Origin of the sequence: Levilactobacillus tongjiangensis (genome assembly GCF_003946345.1) — a bacterium.
In the GTDB taxonomy this organism is placed as follows: domain Bacteria; phylum Bacillota; class Bacilli; order Lactobacillales; family Lactobacillaceae; genus Levilactobacillus; species Levilactobacillus tongjiangensis.
On record NZ_RHNY01000020.1, the window covers coordinates 1 to 24,580 of the forward strand.

Sequence of the window (24,580 nt, forward strand, 5' to 3'; positions counted from 1 at the left end):
TCAAAATCAGAATACAAAAAAGAGGTCCAATTCGAAAGTGAATTGAACCTCTGAAAATCCCTTCATCAACACCGGTTGACAAAGAGCCACTTTTGTTTTCGATTTGAAACCACAAAAAAACTCCCAGAAGCCGCGGACTTCATGGGAGTTTTTTTAACTAATAAATTAGTTGTTTGCGTTCTTAACCGCAACGACCTGACGGCCATCGTAGAAACCACAACTTGGGCAAACCATGTGTGACTTACGTAATTCACCACAGTTAGGGCAAGCAGTTAAATTAGGCATAGTCAACTTGATGTGACCACGACGCATAGCCTTTTTCGTCTTAGACGTTTTCCGCTTAGGTACAGCCAAAGAAAACACCTCCTTCAAATAAAATTATATCCACTAGTGAAAAAATTTTAAGGCTTACAAAGAGGATTATTGATCATCCTGATCAGGGAAGAAATCCTTTAACTTTGCAAGACGTGGATCAACTGATTGATTTTCCTTCTCAACCTTTTCAAGGTCCTCTTCCGCGACGACTTCCCAGTCTTTACCGGTCGGCATCTCGGCACCTTGTTGCTCAGCTTTTGAAAGAATGTGCATCGGAATCTGTAAAAGAATGTTATCCCCGATAGCCTTATCGAAATCGATTTGGTCATCCTTAACTACCATCACAACGTCGGTCTTCTCAAACCGTTGCGTTGCGGCGGGGTCGGAAACATAAAATTCCGTCATTTTGAAATCTACAGGCAGGTCCACCGGTGTTAGTGACCGGCTGGATGGGACCGTTAAGTCCGCCTGAACCTGTGCATCTACAACGACGTCACCATCCACGACGGAAGCAATTCCCTTTACGTGGACGGGGCTTAAATCAAGCACATCATCGCCATAGCGTTCCATTAAGTCCGCCTTTAAATCCAATGTTTCTTCAAAAGAAAGCGGCTCGTTTCGGTAATTCTTGCGGAGCTCGGTCAACGACCATTTCATCGCAATCCCTCCAATGCAACGTGATAAATTATACCTGTCAAAAAATGTGATGTCAAGGTAATTTCCTTGATAGTCTATCTGAATCCGTTATTTTTACGGGAATTCGGCCATAATCTTGTGGAATTCCCGTTAGCATGGTCCGCAATTTACCTAACCGGTCATCAAATTCGCCCGGACCCTTTTGCCAATCACGATCAGCGCGACTGATCAACGGCAAAGTAACCTGCTTCTTAATTTGATGTAGGTAGGACTGACCTGCTGCCGAATACCCCAACACCCGCAAATACGTCGGTTCTGGATTCATTTCGGCCGGTTGCGCCTGAACCAAAAGGTAAGCTGCTTGCCGCTGCAAGCGCGTGTAAGTGTAGCGTTTGGTCTTCACCGTGTGCATGAATGCCTCAAAGCTATCACTGGTCAACGCCGCCCGTTTCAAGCGGTACTCAACTCCCTCTGTGATCTGGTAATTGCGCCGCAAATCGGCCACGTGCCCACTAAGCAACAGGTAGCGTAGAGCTGGCCAATAATGCTCCCAGGTCACTAATGGGCCTTGCTGAACCAATGCCAGTGTCCGGGGAGGCACCACGGATTGGACCTGCGCCCAATCTTGACGCAACACTGCCCGCCTAACCGCCGTAGCACTCGCGTACGCGTCATCTAGGGCAATCTTGGTATCGGCATGCTGACTCCCTTTTCGTGCCAGAGGAAGCAATTCTAGGGGGCCTCCTAGCCGCTGGTTCGCCAGGGCGTAGAAGAATCCTAGAATGTCATTTCCCAGATTCAAAGTAATACCCGTTTGTTCCCGGAGATACCCCTGAAACAAGGACGCGTAAGTCTGGTCAAATTGCTTAAAGGTCGTCGGATCATCCGGTAAGTGAGCCATCAGTCGCTGGTAATCCATATTCGGATGTTCCGTCCCAAAGGCTAGCCAGTGACACTGCATTGCCGTTAACAAGGCGACGCCCCCCTGTGCAAACAGGTGAGCTGGCTGCATTGCCGCGGCACCTGGTAATTCAATCACCAAGTCGACGCCACCGGCAACTGCTGCTTCTGCTCGCTGCCATTTGTCCAAAAGAGCCGGTTCGCCCCGCTGGACCCAGTTACCGCTCATTGCCGCCACAACCACGTCAGCACCCGTCTGGCGTTTGGCCGTGGCTACCTGATAAGCGTGCCCATTATGAAATGGATTATATTCCGCAATGATTCCAACAGCCTGTAGCATTCTATGCCTCCCGTGTGACCTCGAAGAACCACCGGGTGGTATCTGCGGCCACTTCATGTTCACCAAAATCAGCACTGACTCGTTGCAACGTTAACCCAGCATCCGCTAAGGCCGTCTGGTAATCAGTCAACTCATAGGTCCGCTCATGGTGCAATTCCGTCACCTTACGATACTGTCCAGTCTCATGGTCCAGCGTAAAGAAAGCCAGCTCATGTTCGGCAGCGTGAGCTTCATCTTCAATACCATAACTAGTCCAGACAAAAGCCCGTGTGTCATCGACGTAATTGTACATGTATCCAGGGTACACATCGTCCGTTTGATGCGGTGTAATCACATCAAATAAGAACTTCCCGCCAACGGCCAAATGGTCATGAACCTCGCGAAAGGCCTTGGTCACAGCTGCTAAATCAGGTAAATAACAAAATGAGTCCGCAAAACACGTAATCGTCTGATACGTCTCAATTTCGCTCAAGTCTAACATGTTTCCCGCCATCAATGGCATAGTCACATTGGCCTCTTCTGCGTGTTCAGCAGCCAGTGCAAGCATTTCCTCTGAGAGGTCTAAGCCACTCACATCATAGCCCTGTTCAGCCAATAAAACGCCTAGACGACCACTTCCACAGGCGAGATCCAATACAGCCCCACTCTGCGGTTGTACACGTTCAGCGACAAAATCCAGCCACTGATCGTACATGGCTGGATCAAAAAGTTCGTCGTAAAGCTCAGCAAAGGATTGATAAATCATGCTTCAACCCATTCGCCCAGGTCCATAGTTGGCGCATCAGACCACAGCTTCTCCAAGTTGTAATGGCTCCGTTGATCCTTCTGAAAGACGTGAACGACCACATCACCCAAGTCAATCAGGATCCAGCTAGCGGCATCCTTACCTTCAACGTCACGAACTTCAACGTTGTTAGCAGCCATTTGGTCCGTAATTTCATCTGCAATGGCTTGGACTTGCCGAGTCGAATTGGCTTCCATAATTAAGAAGTAATCAGCTAACAAGCTAACCTTGGTCATATCTAAGGCGGTTAATTCCTCTGCCCGTTTGTTTTCTGCGGCTTTAACCGCAATTTCTAAAATTTGTTTACTTTCCATGCCTTTTCTCCTCTCAAACGTTTGGATATTGGGGTACCCACGCATTGTAGGTATCTAGAGATTTTGGATAAATTGGTTGATTATTGTCAATCAGGTAAGCCAGTGTATGTTTGGCCTGATAAGCCACACCCATAGCCAATTCTTTGTCCGTTAACCGTCGCGCATCATCAACACCGGGAAAATCCCGGGCCGGCTCAATAAAGTCCGCCATGTAGACGACTTGCTCCAGTGGCGACATGTACGCAGCGCCAGTGGTATGGTGGCGAACGGCATTGAGAATATCTTCGTCATAAATTCCTAATTCATGCTTAATTAATTCAGCACCAACCACGCCATGCCAAATCGCGTTCCCGTAGTTCAACAACTCGGGTGCAAGTTGGTAGTCCTTGATGGTCTGAATAAAATCTTCAGCTGGCCGCTGCTTAGCGTAGTCGTGCGTCAGGCCAGCGATACTGGCTTTTTCCAAGTCAACACCGTTCGCCTCTGCTAACCGTAATGCAGTTTGCTCGACGCGTTGGACGTGCTTAAACCGTTTTGGTTTCAATTGTTTTTCAATTTTTGCTAACAATTCGTCCCGGGTTCCGGGAAAAATGTTGGCGTGATAGGTCAACTCAGTCACGATATAAGAGATGCTCCTTTATATAGAGATCAACCATGGTCGGCACTAAATAACGGACCGACTGGCCTCGCCGAACCTGATCCCGAACCATCGTGGAACTAATGCCAATCTGTGGCACATCCACCCATAGAACTGGATACGGTGATTGATGCGAAAAACCTTGGCGACAAACCCCCACAAATTGAACCAATTTTAAGAGTTCATCAATACGATACCACTTGGGTAAATAGGCAACCATGTCACCACCAATAATAAAGTAATATTGGTTCTCCGGATGAGCCCGCGTCAGCTGGACCATCGTGTCATAGGTGTAACTACGACCACCTCGCTCAACTTCCGCTAACTCTAAATCAAACCGAGGATTGTCCGCAATCGCTCCTTTAACCATGGCTACGCGATTCTTCGCGGGAATTGTCAATTTGCGGTCAACGTGAGGCGGCTCAGCATCCGGCATAAAAAGGACTCGATCCAATCCTAATTGGGTGGCAACCTGATCAGCGATGACGAGGTGTCCCAAATGTGGCGGATTAAACGTCCCCCCTAAAATACCGATACGCCGTTTCTTGGCGGTCGCTGTCATTTCAGTCACGACCTGTGTACTCGTCCGCTCTTGAATTTTTACCACGACTGCAAGACCTCCCTACATGTTTTCCACGATTGGTGAAATCTTTTGATTTTCTTGGTCCGTCGCAACCCGGTACAGGACTAAGACCCGACCGATTGTTTGAACCACTTGAATGTCCGTATTATCTTCAATAAAGGCCTTCGTTTCATCAACGGAGACTTCCGCACTCTGCTGTAAATTAATCTTGATCAGTTCCCGGTTTTCCAAGGCACCAGTCAATTGATCCAGCCAAGCACTCGTTAAACCATTTTTCCCAATAGAAAATAATGGTCGCATGTTGTGGGCATGAGCCCGTAAGTAACGCTTCTGTTTCCCTCGTAACAAGTTGTCGTCCTCCATTTTTAAATCATTGCGCGACGTAACAATACGCCAACACCTGCTGGTGCCCAGCCCGTCACATGGGCGCCGGCTGGAACGGTAATCCAACCCAATCCTTCAAAGACCAAATCACTCTTCGTAGTGGTCTTGAATTCATGTGGCACTAACGGTGGGAAGTCATCCTTATTCTCGGCGCGTGGTGGTGTCAACAACTGGCCCAGCTGCCGTTCATAGAAATCATCCGCGTTTTCCAATTTAGTCCGGTGAAGGTACAAATTGTTCTCGAAGTACGCCGTAAATCCCGTCTTAGGACCCTTGGTGTAATCAAAACGCGCAACACCACCTAAGAATAGGGTTTGTTGTTCATTTAACTGGTAATTTTTAGGTTTAACTGGCTTCTGTGGCGTGACGATCTTCAGATCTTTGCCATCAATGAAGTGCGCCATTTGTTGGTTTTGAATGATTCCAGGGGTGTCGACCAAGACGTGGTCGTCATCCAAAGGTAATTCAATCTTGTCCAACGTTGTCCCAGGGAACCGGGAAGTCGTGATCAAATCCTTAACCCCAGTGTTTTGCCGGATAATTTGATTGATCAACGTCGATTTCCCAACATTAGTGACCCCAACAACGTACACGTCACGGTCGCCCCGGTACTTGTTGATCAACTGAAGCAGACCATCAACGGATTGATTGGTCTTAGCACTCAACAGCGTCACGTCGATTGGCCGCAATCCTTGTTCATTGGCACGTTGACGCAGCCAGTCTTGTAGCTTGCTGCGTTTCAGGGAACGGGGTAGCAAGTCTTCCTTGTTCCCCACCAGTAAGATAGGATTGCTCCCAACGAACCGATGCAGACCAGGAATGACACTCCCATTGAAATCAAAGATGTCCACGACGTAAACAATCAGGGCGTTGGCGTCCTGAATCTGGGTCAATAGGTTCAGAAAGTCATCATCCGTTAAGCCAACGGGGACGATTTCGTTATAGTGACGCAACCGGAAGCACCGCTGACAATAGACCTCTTCCTTTTCCAATCCCTTATCTAATGCAGATTGCGGCGTGTAACCCGGTGCCGTCTTATCCGTCGTTTGAATCTCTGCACCACACCCAATACAGTGTAATGGCTCACCGTCAATTAAGACGGGTTCAATGTTTTTGTCGTTCATCAAGATCCTCCTGCCAAGTTAATTCGGGATAGTCATGCCGTAAACGCCACATAACCACCTTTTCTAATAATCGATTACCCTTTGTGATCCACGCATCTGACTTTAAAATGGGTTTCACTAAAACGCTACGAACACCACTATGATGTGCTGCCCAAACGTCAGTCAATAGCTGATCACCCACCATGACCACTTCATCGCGGCGTAAATGCCAACGGTGAAGTGCGCGATTCAACCCCCAAGGTAGTGGTTTTAACGCGCGCTGAATGTAGGGCAGCTCAAACGGTGCCACGGCCCGGTCGACCCGGGCACGACTGTTATTCGACACCACGATGACCTGAATATCCGCCATTTCGAGTAGTGTCAACCAGTGGCGTAGCTCTGGTGTCCCATCAGGATTATTCCAGGCAATCAACGTATTGTCCAGGTCGGTCAACACCGCCCGGACCCCGTTTGCTTTTAGCTGCCCCGGTGTCAAATCGTATATGTTCGTAACCATCCACGTGGGTTTGAATCCAGAAACCATGCGGGTGACTGCCCCCCTTCGTCCTATTGCCGTTACCGGCATGTCTAGCTTTTCATTATACGCAATCTACGTCCATTTTACCACCAGGAACGGTTAGGTTTGCATATCTAGCTGAAATTGATTCCGGATTGAACCATTTCCTAGAATCTAAAAAAGACTCCGCATACGCGAAGTCTTTTCCAATCGACTGATTAAGCAGCCAAAGCTTCCTTAGCTTGGTCAGCTAAAGCCTTGAATGCAGCAGCATCGTTCACTGCTAAGTCGGCTAACATCTTACGGTTAACGTCGATGTTGGCTAACTTCAAACCGTGCATCAACTTGCTGTAGCTCAGACCGTTCATCCGGGCTGCGGCGTTGATCCGGGCAATCCAGAGCTTCCGGAAGTTACGCTTAGTGGCTTTACGGTCACGGAAGGCGTATTGACGACCCTTCATGACTTGGTCCTTAGCAACCTTAAATAAACGGTGCTTTGAACCACGGTAACCCTTAGCTAACTTTAAAACTTTCTTGCGACGTGCGCGTGTAACAGTACCGCCTTTAACTCGTGGCATAATCTTTTCCTCCTAAATCAATTCAAACATTATGTCGACTCTTCGTCGACCCGAAAATTGTTGACCCGCTTACTTTTGTAACAGAGAACGGTAAGTCTTGATGGTCGTTTCGTTCATCATCCGGGTACCACGAAGGTTCCGGCGTTGCTTCTTGGTCTTACCGTGGAAACGGTGAGACGTGTAAGCGTTGGCACTCTTGATACCGCCCTTGGCAGTTACTTTGAAACGCTTAGCTGCGGCGCGGTTAGTCTTCATCTTTGGCATAATACGAAATATCCTCCTTAAATCGGTAGCCGGAGCTACCACAATCAACTCTACTTATTCTCAGCGATGGGCGACAGCATCAAGAACATGCTTCGACCGTCCATCTTTGGCCGTTGTTCAACGGTAGCGACATCAGAAGTTTCCTGAGCCATTCGGTTGAGCACCTCACGACCAATGTCTTTATGAGTGATGGCCCGACCTTTAAACCGAATCGATACGCGAACCTTTTCGCCCTTAGCCAAGAACTTTTTAGCGTTCTTTAACTTGGTATTAAAGTCGTTGGTATCAATCGTAGGACTTAACCGTACTTCTTTGACACTGATCACTTTTTGCTTCTTACGAGCTTCACGTTGCTTCTTTTGCAACTCAAAGCGGTATTTCCCGTAGTCCATGATCCGGGCTACTGGTGGCTTAGCTTTCGGTGCAACCAAAACTAAATCGAGGTTTGCTTCTTCAGCAATTTTTAAAGCTTCGCTTTTAGACTTGATACCCAATTGTTCACCGTCGCCGGCAATCAATCGAACCTCACGTGCGCGAATCCCCTCGTTGACAATCGTGTCGTTTGCTATGGTAATCCACCTCCAAAAAATTCTCGAGAACTGCAGAAATCTCACTCACAAAAAAATGCGGGAACCTCTGATCAACAATCAAACGGCTCCCGCATGAAATCCAACTAAAATAGTCGAACTAACGTGCATATCCAGCCCAGCAGCGTTAGCCACAGGGCGAGAAGCGGAAGCCTCTGCTTAATTTCTCAACTTATTTATCATACCAGCTAACCGGTTACCTGTCAACGGGCGTTTCAAAATACTTACGGAAAGACCCGTTAAATTTTACCAGGACTCCCTATCAGGTGTGCACCCAGGCTACTGCTCGGATTTAACACCAAGTATCTCACTGCTGCGATCAAAGCGATTGATCACAACGGCCAAGACCACAATCGCAGATTCAATCGCATAATAGTGTAAAGCGTAACACAGATTAATCAATCGCACTAGTCCCTCTTTAAGGACCAGCAAAGCAAGTTTGTCATGGTTGACGACCCCGTTTTGAATATATCATTGATTTGACCTCCGAAACCTACCTACATAAAACCAGCCACCCCGAACTCAATCGAAGGTGGCTGGAAGAAATCTATTTACTTGTTTATATAATAGGAAGGAAGTAGTTTTTACATGTAGTTAGTTAGCAAGTAATTAGTTTTCCAGTTTTTGTTCAACGGCGCTTTCTTCGGCGTCAGCATCACGACTGTAAGAAGCAATGTCAGCTAAGACTTGCTTAACGAAGGCATCGCTACTTTCGGAAACAGAGTCTTCTTCACCGTACTTACGTACAGAAACACTACCGTTATTCATTTCGTCGTCACCAACAACCAACGTGTATGGAATCTTGTGCGTTTGAGCATCCCGAATCAGGTAGCCCATCTTTTCACCACGCTTGTCGACGTTGACCCGAACATCAGCAGCCTTCAATTCAGCAGCCAGCTTGTCAGCGTATGCCCCGTTCTTTTGTTCAGAAACTGGGATGATCGTAACTTGCTTAGGAGCTAACCAGGTTGGGAAGGCACCCTTGTAGATTTCCGTCAGGTAGGCAACGAAACGTTCCATCGTTGAAACTAACCCACGGTGAATCATAACTGGACGGTGTTCTTCACCATCGGCACCAACATAGTGTAAGTCGAAGCGTTCTGGCATCATGAAGTCTAATTGGATAGTTGATAACGTTTCTTCGTTACCCAAGGCAGTCTTCGTTTGTACATCCAACTTAGGACCGTAGAATGCGGCTTCACCTTCAGCTTCAACATAGTCAAAGCCTAATTCGTCCATGGCACCCTTCAACATAGCTTGTGCCTTGTTCCACATTTCATCGTCATCGAAGTACTTTTCAGTGTTCTTAGGGTCACGGTAGCTCAGACGGAAAGTGTAGTCCTTGATGTCAAAGTCATCGTAAACCTTAACCATCAACCGTAAGATACTCTTGAATTCTTCTTGAATTTGGTCAGGAGCAACGAACGTGTGACCATCGTTCAACGTCATTTCACGAACACGTTGCAAACCACTCAGGGCACCAGACTTTTCGTAACGGTGCATCATCCCTAATTCAGCGATCCGCATTGGTAATTCACGGTAAGAACGGATGTGGTGGTTGTAAATTTGAATATGGCTAGGGCAGTTCATTGGCCGTAATTCAAGTTCTTCGCCATCACCCATATCCATTGGTGGGAACATGTCTTCACGGTAGTGAGCCCAGTGACCTGATTGCTTGTAAAGATCAAGGTTAGCTAATACTGGGGTGTAAACGTGTTGGTAACCGTTAGCAACTTCTTTGTCAATGATGTAACGTTCAATGACACGACGGATGGTTGCACCGTTTGGCATCCAGTATGGTAAGCCGGCACCAACTTTAGGATCAACGAAGAACAGGTCCAATTGGTTTCCGATAACCCGGTGGTCACGTTCACGTGCTTCTTGACGCTTCTTCAAATCTTCATCCAAGTCAGCTTGGTTGTAGAAAGCAGTCCCGTAAATCCGTTGTAACATTGGGTTTGAAGACTTGCCTTGCCAATAGGCACCAGCAACTGAGAGGAACTTGAAGTGCTTAACATCACCAGTGTTTACTAACTGAGCACCGTCACTAAGTACTTGGTATTCACCAATTTGGAGGAAGGAAACTTCGTCGCCATCAATGGCTTTAATTAATTCTGAACTGTATTGGTCGCCCTTTACTGAAGCCAAGGCGTCATCTTTGCTTAAGGAGATCCGCTTGATGTCTAACTTGTCAGACACGAGCTTTTCAACGATAACGGCTAAGGAGTCTAATTCATCAGCACTAACTTGTTGGTCGTCCTTGTCAGTATCAACGTAGAACCCATCTTCGTCGGCACTAACTTCACCTAAACGAATAGCTGGGAATGCTTTCTTTAACGCGATCCGTAATAAGGCAGCGGTAGTATTCCGTAAAACAGCTAAGCCTTCGGCATCCTTCTTGGTGACGATTTCGATGCTCCCATCATCAGAAAGTGGTGCTAAGTAATCAACCAGCTTGCCGTTAAACTTAGCGGCAACAGCTTCTTTTGCTAAACTGATGGAAATTGACTTTGCGACATCTGCTGCGGATGAACCAGCTGGGAATGCCTTTACTTTACCATCAGGGAACTTAATAGAAATATCTGCCATAATACATGATCTCCTTCTTGTTATGATTTGGGGGAAAGAACGAAAAAGTCCCCAGTATCATCATAGATACTGGGGACGTCGCAACGTGGTTCCACCCGATTTTTCCACAGAACTTAGTTCCATGGACTCAACTCGTTAATAACGGAACGACCCGACCGGAAATTTCCTCCCGATAGCTAGAGAATGGTAATAATCATCAGCACACGAGCCGGCTTCCAAGCAAGACCAGCTCTTCCTGTGAGTGCTAAGTGGTTATTGTGTTTCTCATCACCGCTTCAATACATACAGTAAACACCATTCCAGAATTATTGTCAAGGACAATATTAAAATAAATTGTGAAAAGTTTTAATTAACTATTCGTTCACAATGGCAAACCATTACAGTACCATGGTTTTAACCCAAATCAGCCGCATCCCCGATATAACGGAATTTATTGTGGCCGTCGGTTAATACCAACCATTGTGATTTCTCGTGCTAGAAAACGGATTCGCTGCATCAGACGTTGTGCTTTCAAGGGTTCGTCGTCCCCACGCGTCGATATTCTTAGATGTTCTTTCTCTAACTGAGCCATCGAAAAATTCGAACTGAAGAAGGTTGGGAGCTCCTCTTGCATCCGATATTCCAGGATAACACCTAAGACATCATCGCGAACCCAGGCAGACATGGCATCCGCCCCAATATCATCAATCATTAGGATGGGGGCCCGCTTCAAAGCATCTAACTTGTCCGCGACCCCGTTCTGTGCGATGGCATTCTTCATCTCCACCGCAAAGCTGGGAAAATGAACCAACGTCGTGGAAAATCCATCAGCCGCTAACTGATTGGCAACTGCGGCCAACAAATAGGTCTTCCCAACCCCAAAACTGCCAGCTAAGTAGAGCGCCTGGTGCCGCCGTTTGGGACTGGCCTCATAGGCATCTACAAAATCCAATGCGGCCATTAAAGCCTCCGCTCGGTCAGAATCCTGCTCAAAATTATCCAGGCTCGCCTCACGGATACTCTTAGGCATAGCAATCGACTTCACCCGCTGACGAAGCTGTTGTTGAGCTTGTTTTTCTTGGGTCTCTGCCGTTGGCACGTAGGCCACATCGATTAAATGATTGGAGACGATCAACTGCGGCTCGTAACCAGTTGCAAAGGTGGTTCCACCCTTAGCCAACTTTTCACGTTCCGAAACAAATTCGTAGAGTTTAGCAGCGGAACGAGTCAAAACGTCCTCAGTTAATTCTTCCTTATGCGCCTGATAAAAAGCCGTCACCTTGGGATCATCGTAGACTTTGGCCATCAATTGTCGATAGTTGTCGTTCAAGTGACGAGAACTCATCAATTGTTGCATGGTTTTACTAAGATCTTCCATCGGTTATTCCTCCTTCCCTTGTGCATTGCGATCTTTGAGTTTCGCGATTCGCGCTTGTAATTGCGTCTGCTGTTCCGGCGTCAACTTGGCCGTCGCCGACTCTTCGTTTGCCGCGGGTTTCTTAGCCCAGTCTGGCAACGTTTCCTTAACCGTTGGCTGACGGGAACGCGATTGACGTGGCTTACGAGCCGCCTGTTGCCGTTCCCGAATCTTCTGAATCGCTAACTTCGGTGTCGTGATCTTAGACCGACTCCAATCATTCGCAATCGTATCTAGCAAATTTTTATTCAGAGTTGGTCGGTCCTCGTCCACCAAGACGTGGTAAATCATTAAATTCAAGACGGACTCCGGAAATAACTGACGGCTGACCAAATCACGAACAATCCGTTGTTCCCCGTCCGTGACATATCCCCCGCTCTTTTGTTTAATGGCCTGCAAAAAGACTGCGGGCGCCGTCTTACTGGCAACATGGAGCAAAGCTTGTTCTGCAGAGTTCGCCCGTGAACCCTGGCTTGCTGGTTGAGCCGCCGACGTGGCCGAGACATTCACGGCCGCCGTCCCCCGGTGTTGTTGCCCAAAATGCTGGGCGATGATCCGTTTAAACTGTTCGGCATTGAATTGATTCGTAGCCAGGTCCGTCGCCTCACCGACATACCGGGCCATCGTAACCTCGTCCAGACCATAGGTCGCATGCTCAGTCAAAAGTAACTGACGCTGGCCCCGAAGTGCCTGCGTATCAATGAATGAATGTTCTAGGATTTCACCCAAGAGTTTGAAATCAAAGTCCTCAGACTGCGTCGGTAAAATTGCCGGTGCTGAGCTACTGGTCGGCAATATTTCGCGCGTCGCAGTGATTGCGGCCGGTAAACGGCTAAGTTCTTGTCCATCAACATGAAAAACATCCAAGAAATTTTTGGTGATGTCTTGCTCATCATTGGCTGGTAGTGGCTTAGACGTCGTATTGGTAACAAGTGTCCGATACAACTCCTCACCCACAACTCCTAAAAGCTGAACGCTGAGCAAGTCATCTTTGAAAAAGTCCGCTGGCAACAGGGGGGCGTGCAGCTCATACGTAAAGCTGGTGAGTTCATCACGCGTTTTGTAAGTTGTCACCAGGAGTCCGGTTGCTTCGAGCCGTAATCGTGCCTGATAGAAGTGGGCCAAGTCCATCCCCAGTAAGCCTAGAATCGTGGCATGCCGCTTATAACTAGCCCGTTCAGGGAGCCAAAAAAGGGCCGAGTAGAGCCCCGCGGCACTCGGTCCAATGATCGGCTGGTAAAGCTGCGTCAAAGTTTGCCAACTTTGATCGGTCAACCGGTCTGCCAACCGAACCAAAAAGCCGGTCTTTGGTTGCAATTGGTGCCAGGAATCCTCCATGCCTTATTTCGCCTCGCTTTGGTGGTTCGTTCGCTTTTTACTTGAATCCTTTTCTTTAGTCGCCTTAATCTTATCCTTGTCCAGCATATCCTTTAATTCGTTAAAGAAGACACCAGTATCCTTGAATTGCCGATAGACACTGGCAAAACGAATATAGGCAATCTCATCGACGTCCACTAACCGGTTCATCACATATTCCCCGATTAACTGACTCGAAATTTCATTAACGCCAAGCGCCCGAATCTTATTTTCAACCTCATCGACAACGCTCGTCATGACGTCCATACCGACTGGTCGCTTTTCTGCTGAACGAATAATCCCCCGCAAAATCTTTTCGCGGTTGAACTCTTCGCGAGTCCCATTCTTCTTGATCACCAACAACGGCGTCACTTCGACCCGTTCAAACGTCGTGAAACGAAAGCCGCAGCTCTCACACTCCCGGCGCCGGCGAATAACTCGTCCGTCGTCTGTGGGCCGGCTATCGACGACCCGCGATCCATTATGATGACAGTGCGGACACTGCATTATTGGTCACCTCGTTTAATTTGTTGACTTTTTCCAAAATTGTTCGTGTCAAGCCATTTTACCACTTGTTGTAGCGTTTGGGCAATCGTTCCCCCGTTATCAATGACGACGGTTGCACGGGCCATCTTCTTCTCGATGGGCCATTGCTGCGCCATACGGGCCTGAGCATCCGCCGCAGAGAGGTTGTTTCTAGCCATTAACCGTCGCTGTTGTGTGACTGGATCGGTGGCCACCACTAGGATATGATCAACGAGATCGACCAAGTAGCCCACCTCAAAAAATGTCGGGGCATCAATCACGACGACGGGTGCATTAGCCGCACGATAGGCAGCCAATTGGCGTTGAATCTCCGCTTGAATCAGCGGAGTCGTGATGCTTTCTAGTTGGTGCAGTTGGTCGGGATCATGAAAAACAAGCTGCCCCAGTCGCTGCCGATCCAACGCACCATCGACGATAAATTTAGCGCCAAAAGCTTGTTCAATTTGGGCAAGTCCGTTTGTTCCGGGCGCCACCACTTGGCGAGCAATCACGTCTGCATCAATGATTGGTAATCCGGCCTCACGTAACCACGCACTAACCGTTGATTTACCGGTGGCAATACCACCAGTCAGGCCCCAAACCTCACTCATCGGTCAAATCCTCTAAGGCTTCGGGTGGCAGCGGTTGACAGTGTGGGCAGTAGTGCGTACCACGTTGGGCCACCTTAATCTTAACCAATTCAGTCCCGCAGCGTTCACAGGCTTCACCCTCCCTACCATAAACGTGAAGTTGGTTTTGGAATTGACCAGCCTCACCAAAGGCCGTCGAAAAGGAGTGCACGGTTGTCCCGTGTCCCTGAATCGCCATGGCCAGCTCTTGGATGATGTTTTCCCTTAACGTTTCTAATTGTGCTTTCGTTAACTCATCGGCTGGCGTCAGTGGGTTAATCTTGGATAACCACAGGACCTCATCCGCATAAATGTTGCCCAAGCCGGCAATTTTCGTTTGATCTAGCAAAAATGGTTTCACGATTTTGTGAGACTTACCAAAAATCTTCTCCATGTAAGCCAAAGTTAACGAATCCTCGGTCGGCTCTGGCCCTAGCTTACCTAACGAGGGCAGGACCGTCCCCTCAGTACCGGTCGGCACTAACCGCATCCGGCCAAACTTACGGGTATCCGTGTAGCGAAGCTCTCGATTGTCCGTCAAATGAAAGACCACGTGGGTGTGCTTTAAGACCGGGCTACCTTCTGGTTGAACGTCGTACTTCCCCTCCATCCGCAGGTGCGAAACCATTGTCAGATCACCACTAAATCGAAAAAGAAGGTACTTTCCTCGTCGATCGATTCGTTCAATCTTTCTGCCAATTAGTTCCGCAGTAAACACCTCTGCCTCAGGTGTCACCATTTTGCGATAAAAAACCTCAACGTGATCAATGGTGGCGCCCTCAACCAGACGGGTCAATCCCCGTCGAACTGTTTCAACTTCAGGTAATTCTGGCATACTGACCTCTCCTTTTACCGACTACTTCGCGTCATACCAGGTTGGTCCGTAATGACTTTCCACCTTTAACGGAATTTCCAAGTCAATGGCAGAGTCCATCACACTTGGCACCAATTTAGCCAACGTTTCAATTTCTTCAGCCGGCGCTTCAAAAATCAATTCATCATGGACCTGTAGCAACATGGTTGCCTGCAGGCCTTTCTCCTTCAAAGCAGCTTCCATATGAATCATGGCGATCTTAATAATATCAGCGGCACTTCCCTGAATTGGCGTGTTCATTGCCGTCCGTTCGGCAAAGGAACGCTGATTAAAGCTGCGCGAATTGATGTCCGGCAAATACCGCCGCCGGTGGGCAATCGTTTCCACGTAACCGAGCTCATGCGCTTGTTGGACCATTCGCTCCGTGTACGCCTTGACCCCAGGGTACTCTTCAAAGTAAGTGTCAATAAAGTTCTTGGCCTGCTTACGCGAAATACCAATATTTTGTGACAACCCAAAGTCGCTGATACCGTACACAATTCCAAAGTTCACGGCCTTAGCTTGTCGCCGAATGTTCGGCGTGACCTCTTCATCAGGTCCCATCTTAAAGATCCGACGCGCAGTTGCCGCATGAATGTCTTGACCCTCGCGAAAGGCCTCTTGCATATTAGCGTCATGACTCATATGAGCTAACACCCGCAATTCAATTTGCGAGTAGTCAGAGGAAAAGATCTCCCAGTCCGGATGCCGTGGAACGAAGGCTTTACGAATGGCCCGGCCCTCTTCATTACGCACAGGAATGTTTTGTAAATTTGGGTCAACGGATGACAACCGACCAGTCTGCGTCAACGTTTGGAGATAGCGCGTGTGAACCTTATGGTCATCTGGATGAATCACCTTCAACAATCCTTCAACGTAGGTGGACTGAATCTTCGCAATCTTCCGATACCGCAGGATATTTTCGGCAATGGGTGCCTCCGCAGCCAGTTTTTCCAGGACACCAACGGCCGTGGAATACCCCGTCTTGGTCTTCTTGATGACGGGTAACCCCATCTTTTCAAACAGAATATGCCCGAGTTGTTTAGGTGAACCAATATTAAATTCCTCGCCCGCTTCGTTGTAAATGGTCTGCTCAATTTCAGCCAGCTGTTCCGTGAATTTACTGCCCATAGCTTCCAGTTCTGAGGCTTGGACCGTAATACCGGTAACTTCCATTCGTGCTAAAACAAAGGCCATTGGTAACTCAATTTCACGGTAAAGTTTCGTCTGTTCATTTTCCTCTAGCCCTTTAAATAACTGTGGCCGCAACTGCTCAATGGCCCGTGTCTTCCGTGCTAGATGCTTAAAGAAGACATCATCGTCCTCAGGAATGGCTTCTTTAGCGCCCTTCCCGTAAACATCTTCGTCCGTGGCGACTTGGTGATAGCCGTGTTCCATCGCGACCCGACCCAAATCATTGCTATTGTCGTAAGTGTTCAAGAGATATGAGCTCAGAAGTAGGTCGAAATCGACCCCCGCTAAGGTAATGCCTAAGCGTTGTAAGGCCACGTACGTCCGCTTGGCGTCAAAGACTTGTTTGGCGACCTTAGGCGACTCTAAAAGGCCCTTTAAAGGTGCCTGCTTTAGAAGGCTGGCATCACGACTGACCCACCAATGGTCTTCGTTACCAATCGCAAACCCCGCAAAGTCGGCCAGGTGATAATTATCCGCCAACATTTCTAAATAAAACTCACAGCCATTTTCAAATGCAGGTAGTTTTGGTAAGTTATCCGCCGTCAAAATAGTGTACGTAATTTCTTCCAAACCTGGCGTTGCCGTTGGGGCCTCACCATCTATACTCATTTTACTTAAGAACTGATTGAAATTCATCCGTTGATAGAAAGCCACTAAAGTGTCCGGATTGTCGCCGGTGTAAACCAAGTCCTCAACGTGTTTAGTGACGGGAGCATCCCTTTTAATCGTGGCCAGTTGTTTGGCTAAGAGCGCCTGTTCGTGATCTTCAAGCAAATGCTCCTTTAACTTTTTAGCAGTAATTTCATCAATGTGATCATAGATGTTTTCAATGCTACCGTACTTACCGATCAAATCAACAGCACGCTTAGGTCCAACACCAGCGACTCCTGGATAATTATCCGAGTTATCACCCTGTAGGCCCTTGATGTCGATGATTTGTTCCGGCGTCACACCCATTTTTTCTTTCACGTAAGCGGGCGTATAGTGTTCAATCTCACTAACCCCTTTTTTAGAAATTGACACCGTCGTATGCTCATCAGCCAGTTGCGTTAAATCCCGATCACCGGTCACGATGGTCGTGGTAAACCCATCTTCTTCAGCCTGCCGAGCCAAGGTCCCGATAATGTCATCCGCCTCAAAGTCAGGCAATTCGTAAGTTTGAATGCCCCGTGCGGCTAACAGTTCCTTAACGTAAGGAAATTGTTCTGAGAGTTCTGGTGCCGTCTTAGCCCGACCGCCCTTATAGTTGTCATACATTTTTGTCCGAAACGTTGTTTTCCCAGCATCAAAAGCTACTAATGCGTGTGTGGGTTTGACCACGTCTAACATCGTTTCCAACATCGTATTGAAGCCGTAAATGGCGTTGGTATGGAGACCTTCACTGTTGGTGAACTTCCCCAGTGCCGTGTATAGCGCGAAAAAAGCCTTAAAAGTGACACTGTTACCATCAATCAATAATAAACGTTTTTCCGCCATGTTCCGCTCCTTTCGAGTCATGCTAACCATGCTCGAGTATTCTAAGTCTATTTTACCAAAAAACTGTCCAAACCCGAAACAATAACGGTAATCCGTTGGAAATTACGGTAGTGGCCCCCATCAAAGGGCGAGGCTGATGACCACTGTGGGGGACGGAGAAAGCCAAAGAACGGTCTTTCTCCTCGACTTGAGTTGTCATTGGTGCACCAAACTAGCACCACTGACAACATATTATTTCACACCTTCAAAGTCTATTGTCCAATACCGACACGTTACCTATCGCAGCCTAATTCCAGTCGTCACACTCGCTATTTTATACACGATCAATAGGCACTCCCCGCACCCATCCAACCGTAAGTATTGAAGGCGGTGAGGAAAAGAAAAAAGGAGCCGAGACAAGTGTCTCGACCCCTTGAGGTACCGGACGGTTAATCGTTGTTGCCACCGAACATACCAAAGATTTGTAAGAGTTGTAAGAACAAGTTAACGAAGTCCAAGTACAGTTGCAAGGCTCCGTTAACAGCCAAGCCAGTGACAGAAACTTGATCACCATACTTGAGATACATCTGTTGCATCCGCTGCGTATCAAACGCCGTCAAAACAGAGAAAATGATCACGGCAACGAACGAGAAAATCAACGTTAAGAAACTGTTCTGTAAGAACATGTTGATGACCATTGCGACAATCAGCCCAATTAATGCAGCTGTGGCCTGAGTCCCAAATTTACTGAGATCACGCTTCGTGAAGAGACCGATACCAGCCATGGTCACAAAGATGGCCGCCGCCGAAACGAATGCACTAGTCATGGCTTCCTTCGTAAAAATCAAGGAATACGTGGACACGACGGCCCCCGTCACGGCCGCATAAACGAAGAGTCCCACTAGAGCCACGGTTGGCCGTTTCATGGACTGTCCACTAATTACGAACGGTAGGATAAACCAAACAATGATTGGAATCCACAGGCTACCACCATGTAAGCTCTGCAAGAGAGTTACCTGAGTGGACATATAAAACGCCGTCACAGCGGAGACCAACACGGCCGCACCCATCCAACCAAACATCTTGGTTAAAAAGCTATTGAGGCCGACCTCGGTGTTGACCGTCGTACGGGGTTGCTGATCAAAGTTGTTCATTGAAACGCTCCTTCTTTCAATCAATTCCCGACTTAGTCGCCACTAAAATCACAATCAGTTTCGGGGTTATTAGAGTATATTCTAACAAAACTAATCGTAAACACAAGTAATCAGTCGTCCTACCATTAACTTTACCCTAATACCTTAGATTAACAGAAGCTAACTCTACTTACCGGCACCACCTTCATTATCGGCTTCTCCACTGGCCCAGACCTTGTTCGCATAGACGGCGTTGAATAGCAGCGCCAGTTGTAAAGCTACCTGAGAAAGACTCGCCCCTATCGTACCGACCTGAGCGGTTCCCATCAAGGCTTGACTGGTCAAAGCTCCCCAGTAGATGACGTTGGCAATATTAACAACGATCCACAGTGACCAGTTTTCTTTGAACTTCAGAATGTATAACAATTGCGCAATCAAGCTAACTACAAAATTAATGGAATCGAAATATGGTAATTGACCGTGTAACAACGATAGGACTACCCATCCCACTAACCAAGCGGCAAATGCGCCGGCAAATATCCAGCGCTTCGTGGTCGGCTTAAACGAGCGAGTTGCCTCGTCTTGCCCCCACATGATCCACCCAATTGGCTGGGAAATCACGTAAATAATATCCATGGCAAATGACCCATACGCGTGACTGATCCAAGCGATGTAGGTCATGGCGAGACACTGGACTAATCCAAAAATAAAGGAAATTTTACGTCCCTTCATCCCGTAAACCAGACACAATACCCCTGCAACACCTGAAACCATCCCAATAATGCTGTCAGGTGCGATGAAATATACCATAATTTGTAAGAGAATCAGGACAATTACGTAACCAATCTCAAACTTCTTCCAATTCGTAAACAGTTGGTTTTTCAGCCAACTACCTTCTGTCTTTGTTTCCAAGTTTAAACGCCCCCAAATATGTAATAAGCCTAAGCATACAACTCCGCTAAAGAAAGGCAATTCTTATCATACTAATTGAATCAGGACGTTCAATACAAAAACGCCGAACAACTAATTCGACTAGTTGTCCGGCGTTCTAACTTTAGTTATCTTTTAAGGATAAGTGACTCAGTAGTTCTTCATAAGACCGTTCGTACTTTTGTACGTCACCGGCACCCATGAAGACCACAACGGCATCATGAAAATCCAGTAATGGCGACATATTGTCCACCGTTAGGATTTCGCCACCCTTAGCAATCTTTTGCGCAAGGTTCTTACTTGAAACCGCCCCTTGGGTTTCACGAGCCGAGCTGAAGATGTTGGTCAAGAAGACCTTGTCTGCCAGATTCAGGCTCTTAGCAAAATCGTCCATCAAGGCAATGGTCCGACTGAAAGTATGTGGCTGGAAGACCGCAATTATCTCCTTATCCGGATACTTTTGCCGAGCAGCATCCAACGTGGCTTTGATTTCAGAAGGATGGTGCGCATAGTCATCGATGATGGTCATGTCAGCCACTTTCCGTTCAGTGAACCGACGCTTGACGCCCTTGAAATCCAAGAGTTCGCGCTTGATTTCATTCATGTCGACTTTTTCAAAATAAGCCACGGCGATAACGGCCAAACTGTTCAGCACGTTGTGTTCACCATACAAATGAATTTCAAAGTTACCTAAAGATTCATCCCCGTGCATCACGTCAAACGATGAACCAGTGGTTGAACGTTTGACATTAACAGCTTGGAAGTCATCTCGTTCGCTAGTCCCGTAGTAATATACGGGGACATCCGTCTTGATTTTCCGCAACTCAGGGTCATCCCCCCAAGCGAAAATACCCTTTTTAACCTGCTTGGACCACGTCTCAAACGCGTTGAAGACATCATCGATCCCGGTGTAGTAATCAGGATGATCAAAGTCAATGTTGGTCATGATAGCGTAATCTGGCTTAGTGGCCAGGAAGTGGCGCCGGTATTCATCTGCTTCGTAGACGAAGAAACGGGCGTTAGGGGTTCCCTTACCACTTCCATCCCCAATCAAATAGGAAGTTGGGGCGATACCACCCAACACGTGGGCCAGCAATCCAGTAGTACTGGTCTTTCCGTGAGCGCCAGCAACACCAATACTGGTGTAACCTTCGATCAAGTGGCCTAAGAATTCATGATACCGGTAGACGGGTAATCCCATCTCCCGAGCCTTTTTAATTTCAGGATGATCATCCGTAAAGGAGTTCCCCGCAATGACGGTGAGCCCTTCGTGAATATTGGCTTCATCAAACGCCATTACGTCGATGCCGGCCTGTTCCAGCCCACGTTGTGTAAACGTGTACTGGGTGATATCTGAGCCTTGTACTTTAAAACCCTTATCATGCAAAATCAGAGCGAGTGCACTCATCCCTGATCCTTTAATTCCTACGAAGTGGTAAACCGTTGCGTTGTCCATTAAATGATCCTCTTTTCTACTCAGTGAGGCTGAGGCGCAGTTTTCCCAGCCAGTCGAGTGATTACAATTCTTATTTTAGCATATCCCCTACCGCCGGAAAAGGATTCCTCAAGGATAGAGAACGTGGCTTAACAATGACTTAATGGGTGCCCCCCGCGTGAGGTTCAGGCAAATCCTTGTCTAAATCTTCAGGTGTTAAATAAACTTCCCGGGGTTTTGACCCGTGTTGTGGGGACACATAGTGGTGCTGTTCCAAATCATCGATCAGATTAGCCGCTCGGTTATAGCCAATGGAGAAGACCCGTTGCAACTTCGAGGTCGATACGGATTTTTCTTCCGCAATGTAGGCTAAGACCTTCGGCAATAACTCGTCTTGGTTCTCTTCAGCCGTCTCCCGTTGTAGCAATCCCTTGGGTTCAAACGCGTAATGGGGTTGACCCTGTGTTCTGACATAGTCGGTAATGGCATCCACTTCTGATTCCACGAATGCTCCTTGCAACCGCATCGGTTGACTAGCGCCGTTGCCCAGGTACAGCATATCTCCACGACCCAGCAGATTTTCAGCCCCGGCCGTATCTAAGATAGTCCGTGAATCGATCTGACTTGAAACCATGAAGGCAATTCGCGTAGGAATGTTGTTCTTAATCGTTCCAGTCACGATATCAACACTTGGCCGTTGCGTGGCTACCAGCAAATGAATCCCGGCCGCCCGCGCCTTTTGCGTGATTCGCACAATATAATCCTGAACTTCACTAGCTGCCATCATCATCAAATCAGCTAATTCATCGATGATGATTACAATGTATGGCATCTTCAGCGCTGGTTCATCATTGGCATCCGCGCGGTCATTAAACTGTTCAATGTTTCGGACTCCTGCCGCAGCAAGCTTTTCGTAGCGTTGATCCATTTCAGTCACGACCCACTTCAAGGCCGCCGCAGCCGCCTTGGGGTCAGAAATAACTGGTGACAGCAAGTGAGGTAAGCCATCGTACGGCGCCATTTCAACGGCCTTAGGGTCGATCAAGAGCAACTTGACCTGAGCCGGCGTGGCTTTATACAAAATTGACAGCAGCAGTGAATTGATAAAGACACTCTTCCCAGAACCAGTGGCCCCGGCAATCAACCCGTGCGGCATCTTCCGCAGATCTGTGATCTGGGGCTTACCAAAGAGGTCGACCCCTAACGCCACGGTCAACGGCGATTCACTGTTCTTGAAGGCCGCGGAATTCAAAATTTCAGACAGCATGACTGGTCGCGACTTCAGATTAGGAATTTCAATACCGACCGTGGTCTTCCCAGGGATTGGTGCCTCAATTCGAATATCCTTCGCTGCCAGGGCCAGCTTCAAGTCATCATTTAAATTGGTAATCTTATTGACCTTGACTCCCAATGCCAAACTGATCTGGAACTGCGTGACGGTTGGACCGACCGTCCAATCAGTCACGTGGGCGTCCACGTGGAAAGCACTCAACGTGGCGTCCAGAACCTCAGCTTGGTGTTCGATCCACTCATCTAAAGCAGCTTCATCAGGCACTACGGGCTTAGGCAAGAGTGCCACGTCAGGGAAATGGTAGCCCCGCGTCGTGTCCAGAGGTTTCTCCTCAGACGTAGCGGTAACTTCTGGGCGATCAAAGAGTGCCAAACTCCGTTGATCATTACCTTCCTCTTGCATGATATCGCCCAGTGAGTGGCCCAGGCCGCGGGCAGGTTTAGCCTTAGCCACCTTGGGTGCTGGCCTTACAGGTTCAGGCCGCTTATCCGCAGGTAAACCAACTTGATCGGACGCATCCATCGAAGCTACGGATTCAGACGTATCCGTTTGATCATCCATAGCGCGGTTCAGCAATTCTTGGACCTCCGCCGGTTGAGCCGATGCGTCTTCGGCTGGTTTGTGGTCGGCATTGGTGTTTCCTTCGACATCAGCTTCAGTGTTATCCTCATCGTTAACTACCGGTTCAGTCTCTACTAAGTCAGAATTCTGATCATCAGTAGGGGCTTCTGGGGCTTCTGGGGCTTCTGGGGCTTCTGGGGCTTCTGGGGCTTCTGGGGCTTCTGGGGCTTCTGGGGCTTCTGGGGCTTCTGGGGCTTCTGGGGCTTCTGGGGCTTCTGAGTCACTCATTTCGGTCTCTGAAGCCGTTTCAGGGCTCTCCCCTACCCTAACTTGCTTGTCGTCGACTGACGTTCCCACAGGCAAATAAGCGGCCTGCCGAGGGTCAACCGTCTCGTTCTTAGTCGCTGTTGATTCAGCCTTCAATGGGTGCTCGTCCTGAGCTGAATCTTCTTCAGATAAAACTTCTTCGACGTCTCCAATGGTGGGACCTTCCGGCTCGCGATTTTCTTCGTTAGCTTCACTATCTTCTGACACTGACGGCTGACTCACAGTATCTGACGTGGCTGCTTGATCAGCAATGGCCGATACGTCGTCACTTGCGTCATCTGCCTGAACGGGTTCCTTAGCTGCGTACTGTGGATAGAACACGACAGTTGGAGCAGCTGGTGTCGAAGTCTGATCCTCTTCCGGCACAGTTTCCGGCTGGTCAGCTACCGTCGCTGGCACTGACTGTGTGTCCGTCACCGTCAAGGTCCCCGGCGTGGTCACGGCCATCTCTCCTGGCTGACCAATCAGGAAGAAACTGTCAGCGGGCTTTTGGAGCTGCGCCACTAAGCGCTGGTAACGTTGTCGGGTCTTCGAAACCGACCGCTGTCGGTGCAATTGCTTAGGAATCGGGGTAATTTGAAAAGGCCGATAGCTGGCACTGCCAGCAACTGGTTCCTTTTGGGCTTCTACAGGTTCAGCCGGCTTGCTAACGGTCGTTCGACTGGGCCGTTGGTCACGAACTTCTGATTGTCCTTTGGTGACTGATTGCTTAGGTGTCACGACCGGTTGGATTGCTGCCTGTCGTTTCAGTTCCCGTTCCTTTCTGATGCGCAGGCGTTCATTGCGTTGCTCGCGTTGTTTGACCAGCCGTTCTGCACGTTGGTCCATTGTATCTTCTAACTGTTCCGGGGTCGGTTCCACCGGAAACTTCCGGAAAAAGGCCGGTCCGTCATAGTGCTCCATGTGTTTCTTCCTCCTTGACGAGCGTACTCGTCGATTTTCATGGTGTGGGAGGAGACGCCGC

25 protein-coding genes are annotated in these 24,580 nt (G+C 48.3%); all 25 read right to left on the bottom strand.

Annotated features, from left to right (window positions below):
- Positions 1-165: 165 nt before the first annotated feature.
- A complete protein-coding gene (rpmF, locus tag EKM75_RS10720) occupies positions 166-354 on the bottom strand; it encodes a 50S ribosomal protein L32 (protein WP_048731903.1) in 189 nt (62 codons plus the stop codon).
- A 66-nt stretch (positions 355-420) separates the two neighbouring features.
- Positions 421-972, bottom strand: a complete 552-nt coding sequence (locus EKM75_RS10725; protein ID WP_125694497.1) for a YceD family protein — start codon at positions 970-972, stop codon at positions 421-423.
- Positions 973-1,024: 52 nt separating this feature from the next.
- Positions 1,025-2,191 (bottom strand): nucleotidyltransferase, encoded by a 1,167-nt coding sequence (locus tag EKM75_RS10730; RefSeq protein ID WP_125694499.1) that lies wholly within the window; start codon positions 2,189-2,191, stop codon positions 1,025-1,027.
- Between the two features lies 1 nt (position 2,192).
- The gene (locus tag EKM75_RS10735; protein WP_125694501.1) at positions 2,193-2,936 is read right to left on the bottom strand and encodes a class I SAM-dependent DNA methyltransferase; all 744 of its coding nucleotides are present in this window, start codon (positions 2,934-2,936) and stop codon (positions 2,193-2,195) included.
- Positions 2,933-3,289 (bottom strand): ribosome silencing factor, encoded by a 357-nt coding sequence (gene rsfS, locus EKM75_RS10740; RefSeq protein WP_125683290.1) that lies wholly within the window; start codon positions 3,287-3,289, stop codon positions 2,933-2,935. The genes EKM75_RS10735 and rsfS overlap by 4 nt, the downstream gene beginning before the upstream one ends.
- A 13-nt stretch (positions 3,290-3,302) precedes the next feature.
- On the bottom strand, positions 3,303-3,911 hold the full coding sequence (gene yqeK, locus EKM75_RS10745; protein ID WP_125694503.1) for a bis(5'-nucleosyl)-tetraphosphatase (symmetrical) YqeK: 609 nt from the start codon (positions 3,909-3,911) through the stop codon (positions 3,303-3,305).
- Positions 3,901-4,533: a nicotinate-nucleotide adenylyltransferase gene (locus tag EKM75_RS10750; protein WP_125694505.1), complete on the bottom strand. Its 633-nt coding sequence runs from the start codon at positions 4,531-4,533 to the stop codon at positions 3,901-3,903. Before EKM75_RS10750 ends, yqeK begins: the two co-directional genes overlap by 11 nt.
- Before the next feature lie 15 nt (positions 4,534-4,548).
- On the bottom strand, positions 4,549-4,872 hold the full coding sequence (locus EKM75_RS10755) for a YhbY family RNA-binding protein (protein ID WP_125694507.1): 324 nt from the start codon (positions 4,870-4,872) through the stop codon (positions 4,549-4,551).
- 2 nt (positions 4,873-4,874) lie between these two features.
- The gene (yqeH, locus tag EKM75_RS10760; RefSeq protein WP_125694509.1) at positions 4,875-6,017 is read right to left on the bottom strand and encodes a ribosome biogenesis GTPase YqeH; all 1,143 of its coding nucleotides are present in this window, start codon (positions 6,015-6,017) and stop codon (positions 4,875-4,877) included.
- Positions 5,998-6,540, bottom strand: a complete 543-nt coding sequence (locus EKM75_RS10765) for a YqeG family HAD IIIA-type phosphatase (protein WP_382338570.1) — start codon at positions 6,538-6,540, stop codon at positions 5,998-6,000. Before EKM75_RS10765 ends, yqeH begins: the two co-directional genes overlap by 20 nt.
- A 191-nt stretch (positions 6,541-6,731) precedes the next feature.
- Positions 6,732-7,091: a 50S ribosomal protein L20 gene (gene rplT, locus EKM75_RS10770; protein WP_125575242.1), complete on the bottom strand. Its 360-nt coding sequence runs from the start codon at positions 7,089-7,091 to the stop codon at positions 6,732-6,734.
- A 69-nt stretch (positions 7,092-7,160) separates the two neighbouring features.
- Positions 7,161-7,355: a 50S ribosomal protein L35 gene (gene rpmI / locus EKM75_RS10775; protein WP_045806761.1), complete on the bottom strand. Its 195-nt coding sequence runs from the start codon at positions 7,353-7,355 to the stop codon at positions 7,161-7,163.
- Between the two features lie 50 nt (positions 7,356-7,405).
- Positions 7,406-7,909 (bottom strand): translation initiation factor IF-3, encoded by a 504-nt coding sequence (gene infC / locus EKM75_RS10780; protein WP_125683392.1) that lies wholly within the window; start codon positions 7,907-7,909, stop codon positions 7,406-7,408.
- Positions 7,910-8,221: 312 nt separating this feature from the next.
- Complete coding sequence (locus tag EKM75_RS13030) at positions 8,222-8,350, bottom strand: hypothetical protein (protein ID WP_263853499.1); 129 nt, start codon at positions 8,348-8,350, stop codon at positions 8,222-8,224.
- A 201-nt stretch (positions 8,351-8,551) separates the two neighbouring features.
- The gene (gene thrS, locus EKM75_RS10785; protein ID WP_125694513.1) at positions 8,552-10,531 is read right to left on the bottom strand and encodes a threonine--tRNA ligase; all 1,980 of its coding nucleotides are present in this window, start codon (positions 10,529-10,531) and stop codon (positions 8,552-8,554) included.
- Between the two features lie 430 nt (positions 10,532-10,961).
- Positions 10,962-11,888: a primosomal protein DnaI gene (gene dnaI / locus EKM75_RS10790; protein WP_125694515.1), complete on the bottom strand. Its 927-nt coding sequence runs from the start codon at positions 11,886-11,888 to the stop codon at positions 10,962-10,964.
- Positions 11,889-11,891: 3 nt separating this feature from the next.
- Positions 11,892-13,265 carry a replication initiation and membrane attachment family protein gene (locus EKM75_RS10795; protein ID WP_125694517.1) on the bottom strand — a complete coding sequence of 458 codons (1,374 nt, stop codon included), beginning with the start codon at positions 13,263-13,265 and terminating at the stop codon, positions 11,892-11,894.
- A 3-nt stretch (positions 13,266-13,268) separates the two neighbouring features.
- A complete protein-coding gene (gene nrdR / locus EKM75_RS10800; protein WP_125694519.1) occupies positions 13,269-13,790 on the bottom strand; it encodes a transcriptional regulator NrdR in 522 nt (173 codons plus the stop codon).
- Entirely contained in the window at positions 13,790-14,419 is a 630-nt protein-coding gene (coaE, locus tag EKM75_RS10805) for a dephospho-CoA kinase (RefSeq protein WP_125694521.1), read from the bottom strand. The genes nrdR and coaE overlap by 1 nt, the downstream gene beginning before the upstream one ends.
- Positions 14,412-15,272, bottom strand: coding sequence for a bifunctional DNA-formamidopyrimidine glycosylase/DNA-(apurinic or apyrimidinic site) lyase (gene mutM / locus EKM75_RS10810; protein WP_125694523.1), 861 nt, complete (start codon positions 15,270-15,272; stop codon positions 14,412-14,414). The genes coaE and mutM overlap by 8 nt, the downstream gene beginning before the upstream one ends.
- 21 nt (positions 15,273-15,293) lie before the next feature.
- A complete protein-coding gene (gene polA / locus EKM75_RS10815; protein ID WP_125694525.1) occupies positions 15,294-17,960 on the bottom strand; it encodes a DNA polymerase I in 2,667 nt (888 codons plus the stop codon).
- A 428-nt stretch (positions 17,961-18,388) separates the two neighbouring features.
- The gene (locus EKM75_RS10820; RefSeq protein WP_125694527.1) at positions 18,389-19,093 is read right to left on the bottom strand and encodes a Bax inhibitor-1/YccA family protein; all 705 of its coding nucleotides are present in this window, start codon (positions 19,091-19,093) and stop codon (positions 18,389-18,391) included.
- A gap of 165 nt (positions 19,094-19,258) precedes the next feature.
- Positions 19,259-19,984 carry a nicotinamide riboside transporter PnuC gene (gene pnuC / locus EKM75_RS10825; protein WP_125694529.1) on the bottom strand — a complete coding sequence of 242 codons (726 nt, stop codon included), beginning with the start codon at positions 19,982-19,984 and terminating at the stop codon, positions 19,259-19,261.
- Positions 19,985-20,126: 142 nt separating this feature from the next.
- Complete coding sequence (gene murC / locus EKM75_RS10830; protein WP_125694530.1) at positions 20,127-21,458, bottom strand: UDP-N-acetylmuramate--L-alanine ligase; 1,332 nt, start codon at positions 21,456-21,458, stop codon at positions 20,127-20,129.
- A gap of 139 nt (positions 21,459-21,597) precedes the next feature.
- Positions 21,598-24,519 carry a DNA translocase FtsK gene (locus tag EKM75_RS10835; protein WP_125694532.1) on the bottom strand — a complete coding sequence of 974 codons (2,922 nt, stop codon included), beginning with the start codon at positions 24,517-24,519 and terminating at the stop codon, positions 21,598-21,600.
- Between the last annotated feature and the right edge of the window lie 61 nt (positions 24,520-24,580).

Excerpts from the sequence above, each read along its gene's own strand:
- yqeH (WP_125694509.1), bottom strand. The coding sequence starts at position 6,017 with ATGAACGACAAAAACATTGAACCCGTCTTAATTGACGGTGAGCCATTA.
- rplT (WP_125575242.1), bottom strand. The coding sequence starts at position 7,091 with ATGCCACGAGTTAAAGGCGGTACTGTTACACGCGCACGTCGCAAGAAA.
- EKM75_RS10725 (WP_125694497.1), bottom strand. The coding sequence starts at position 972 with ATGAAATGGTCGTTGACCGAGCTCCGCAAGAATTACCGAAACGAGCCG.
- coaE (WP_125694521.1), bottom strand. The coding sequence starts at position 14,419 with ATGAGTGAGGTTTGGGGCCTGACTGGTGGTATTGCCACCGGTAAATCA.
- dnaI (WP_125694515.1), bottom strand. The coding sequence starts at position 11,888 with ATGGAAGATCTTAGTAAAACCATGCAACAATTGATGAGTTCTCGTCAC.
- EKM75_RS10735 (WP_125694501.1), bottom strand. The coding sequence starts at position 2,936 with ATGATTTATCAATCCTTTGCTGAGCTTTACGACGAACTTTTTGATCCA.
- EKM75_RS10835 (WP_125694532.1), bottom strand. The coding sequence starts at position 24,519 with ATGGAGCACTATGACGGACCGGCCTTTTTCCGGAAGTTTCCGGTGGAA.
- EKM75_RS10820 (WP_125694527.1), bottom strand. The coding sequence starts at position 19,093 with ATGAACAACTTTGATCAGCAACCCCGTACGACGGTCAACACCGAGGTC.
- EKM75_RS10730 (WP_125694499.1), bottom strand. The coding sequence starts at position 2,191 with ATGCTACAGGCTGTTGGAATCATTGCGGAATATAATCCATTTCATAAT.
- EKM75_RS10765 (WP_382338570.1), bottom strand. The coding sequence starts at position 6,540 with ATGGTTTCTGGATTCAAACCCACGTGGATGGTTACGAACATATACGAT.
- EKM75_RS10755 (WP_125694507.1), bottom strand. The coding sequence starts at position 4,872 with ATGGAGGACGACAACTTGTTACGAGGGAAACAGAAGCGTTACTTACGG.
- EKM75_RS10795 (WP_125694517.1), bottom strand. The coding sequence starts at position 13,265 with ATGGAGGATTCCTGGCACCAATTGCAACCAAAGACCGGCTTTTTGGTT.
- mutM (WP_125694523.1), bottom strand. The coding sequence starts at position 15,272 with ATGCCAGAATTACCTGAAGTTGAAACAGTTCGACGGGGATTGACCCGT.
- nrdR (WP_125694519.1), bottom strand. The coding sequence starts at position 13,790 with ATGCAGTGTCCGCACTGTCATCATAATGGATCGCGGGTCGTCGATAGC.
- rpmI (WP_045806761.1), bottom strand. The coding sequence starts at position 7,355 with ATGCCAAAGATGAAGACTAACCGCGCCGCAGCTAAGCGTTTCAAAGTA.
- thrS (WP_125694513.1), bottom strand. The coding sequence starts at position 10,531 with ATGGCAGATATTTCTATTAAGTTCCCTGATGGTAAAGTAAAGGCATTC.
- rsfS (WP_125683290.1), bottom strand. The coding sequence starts at position 3,289 with ATGGAAAGTAAACAAATTTTAGAAATTGCGGTTAAAGCCGCAGAAAAC.
- polA (WP_125694525.1), bottom strand. The coding sequence starts at position 17,960 with ATGGCGGAAAAACGTTTATTATTGATTGATGGTAACAGTGTCACTTTT.
- murC (WP_125694530.1), bottom strand. The coding sequence starts at position 21,458 with ATGGACAACGCAACGGTTTACCACTTCGTAGGAATTAAAGGATCAGGG.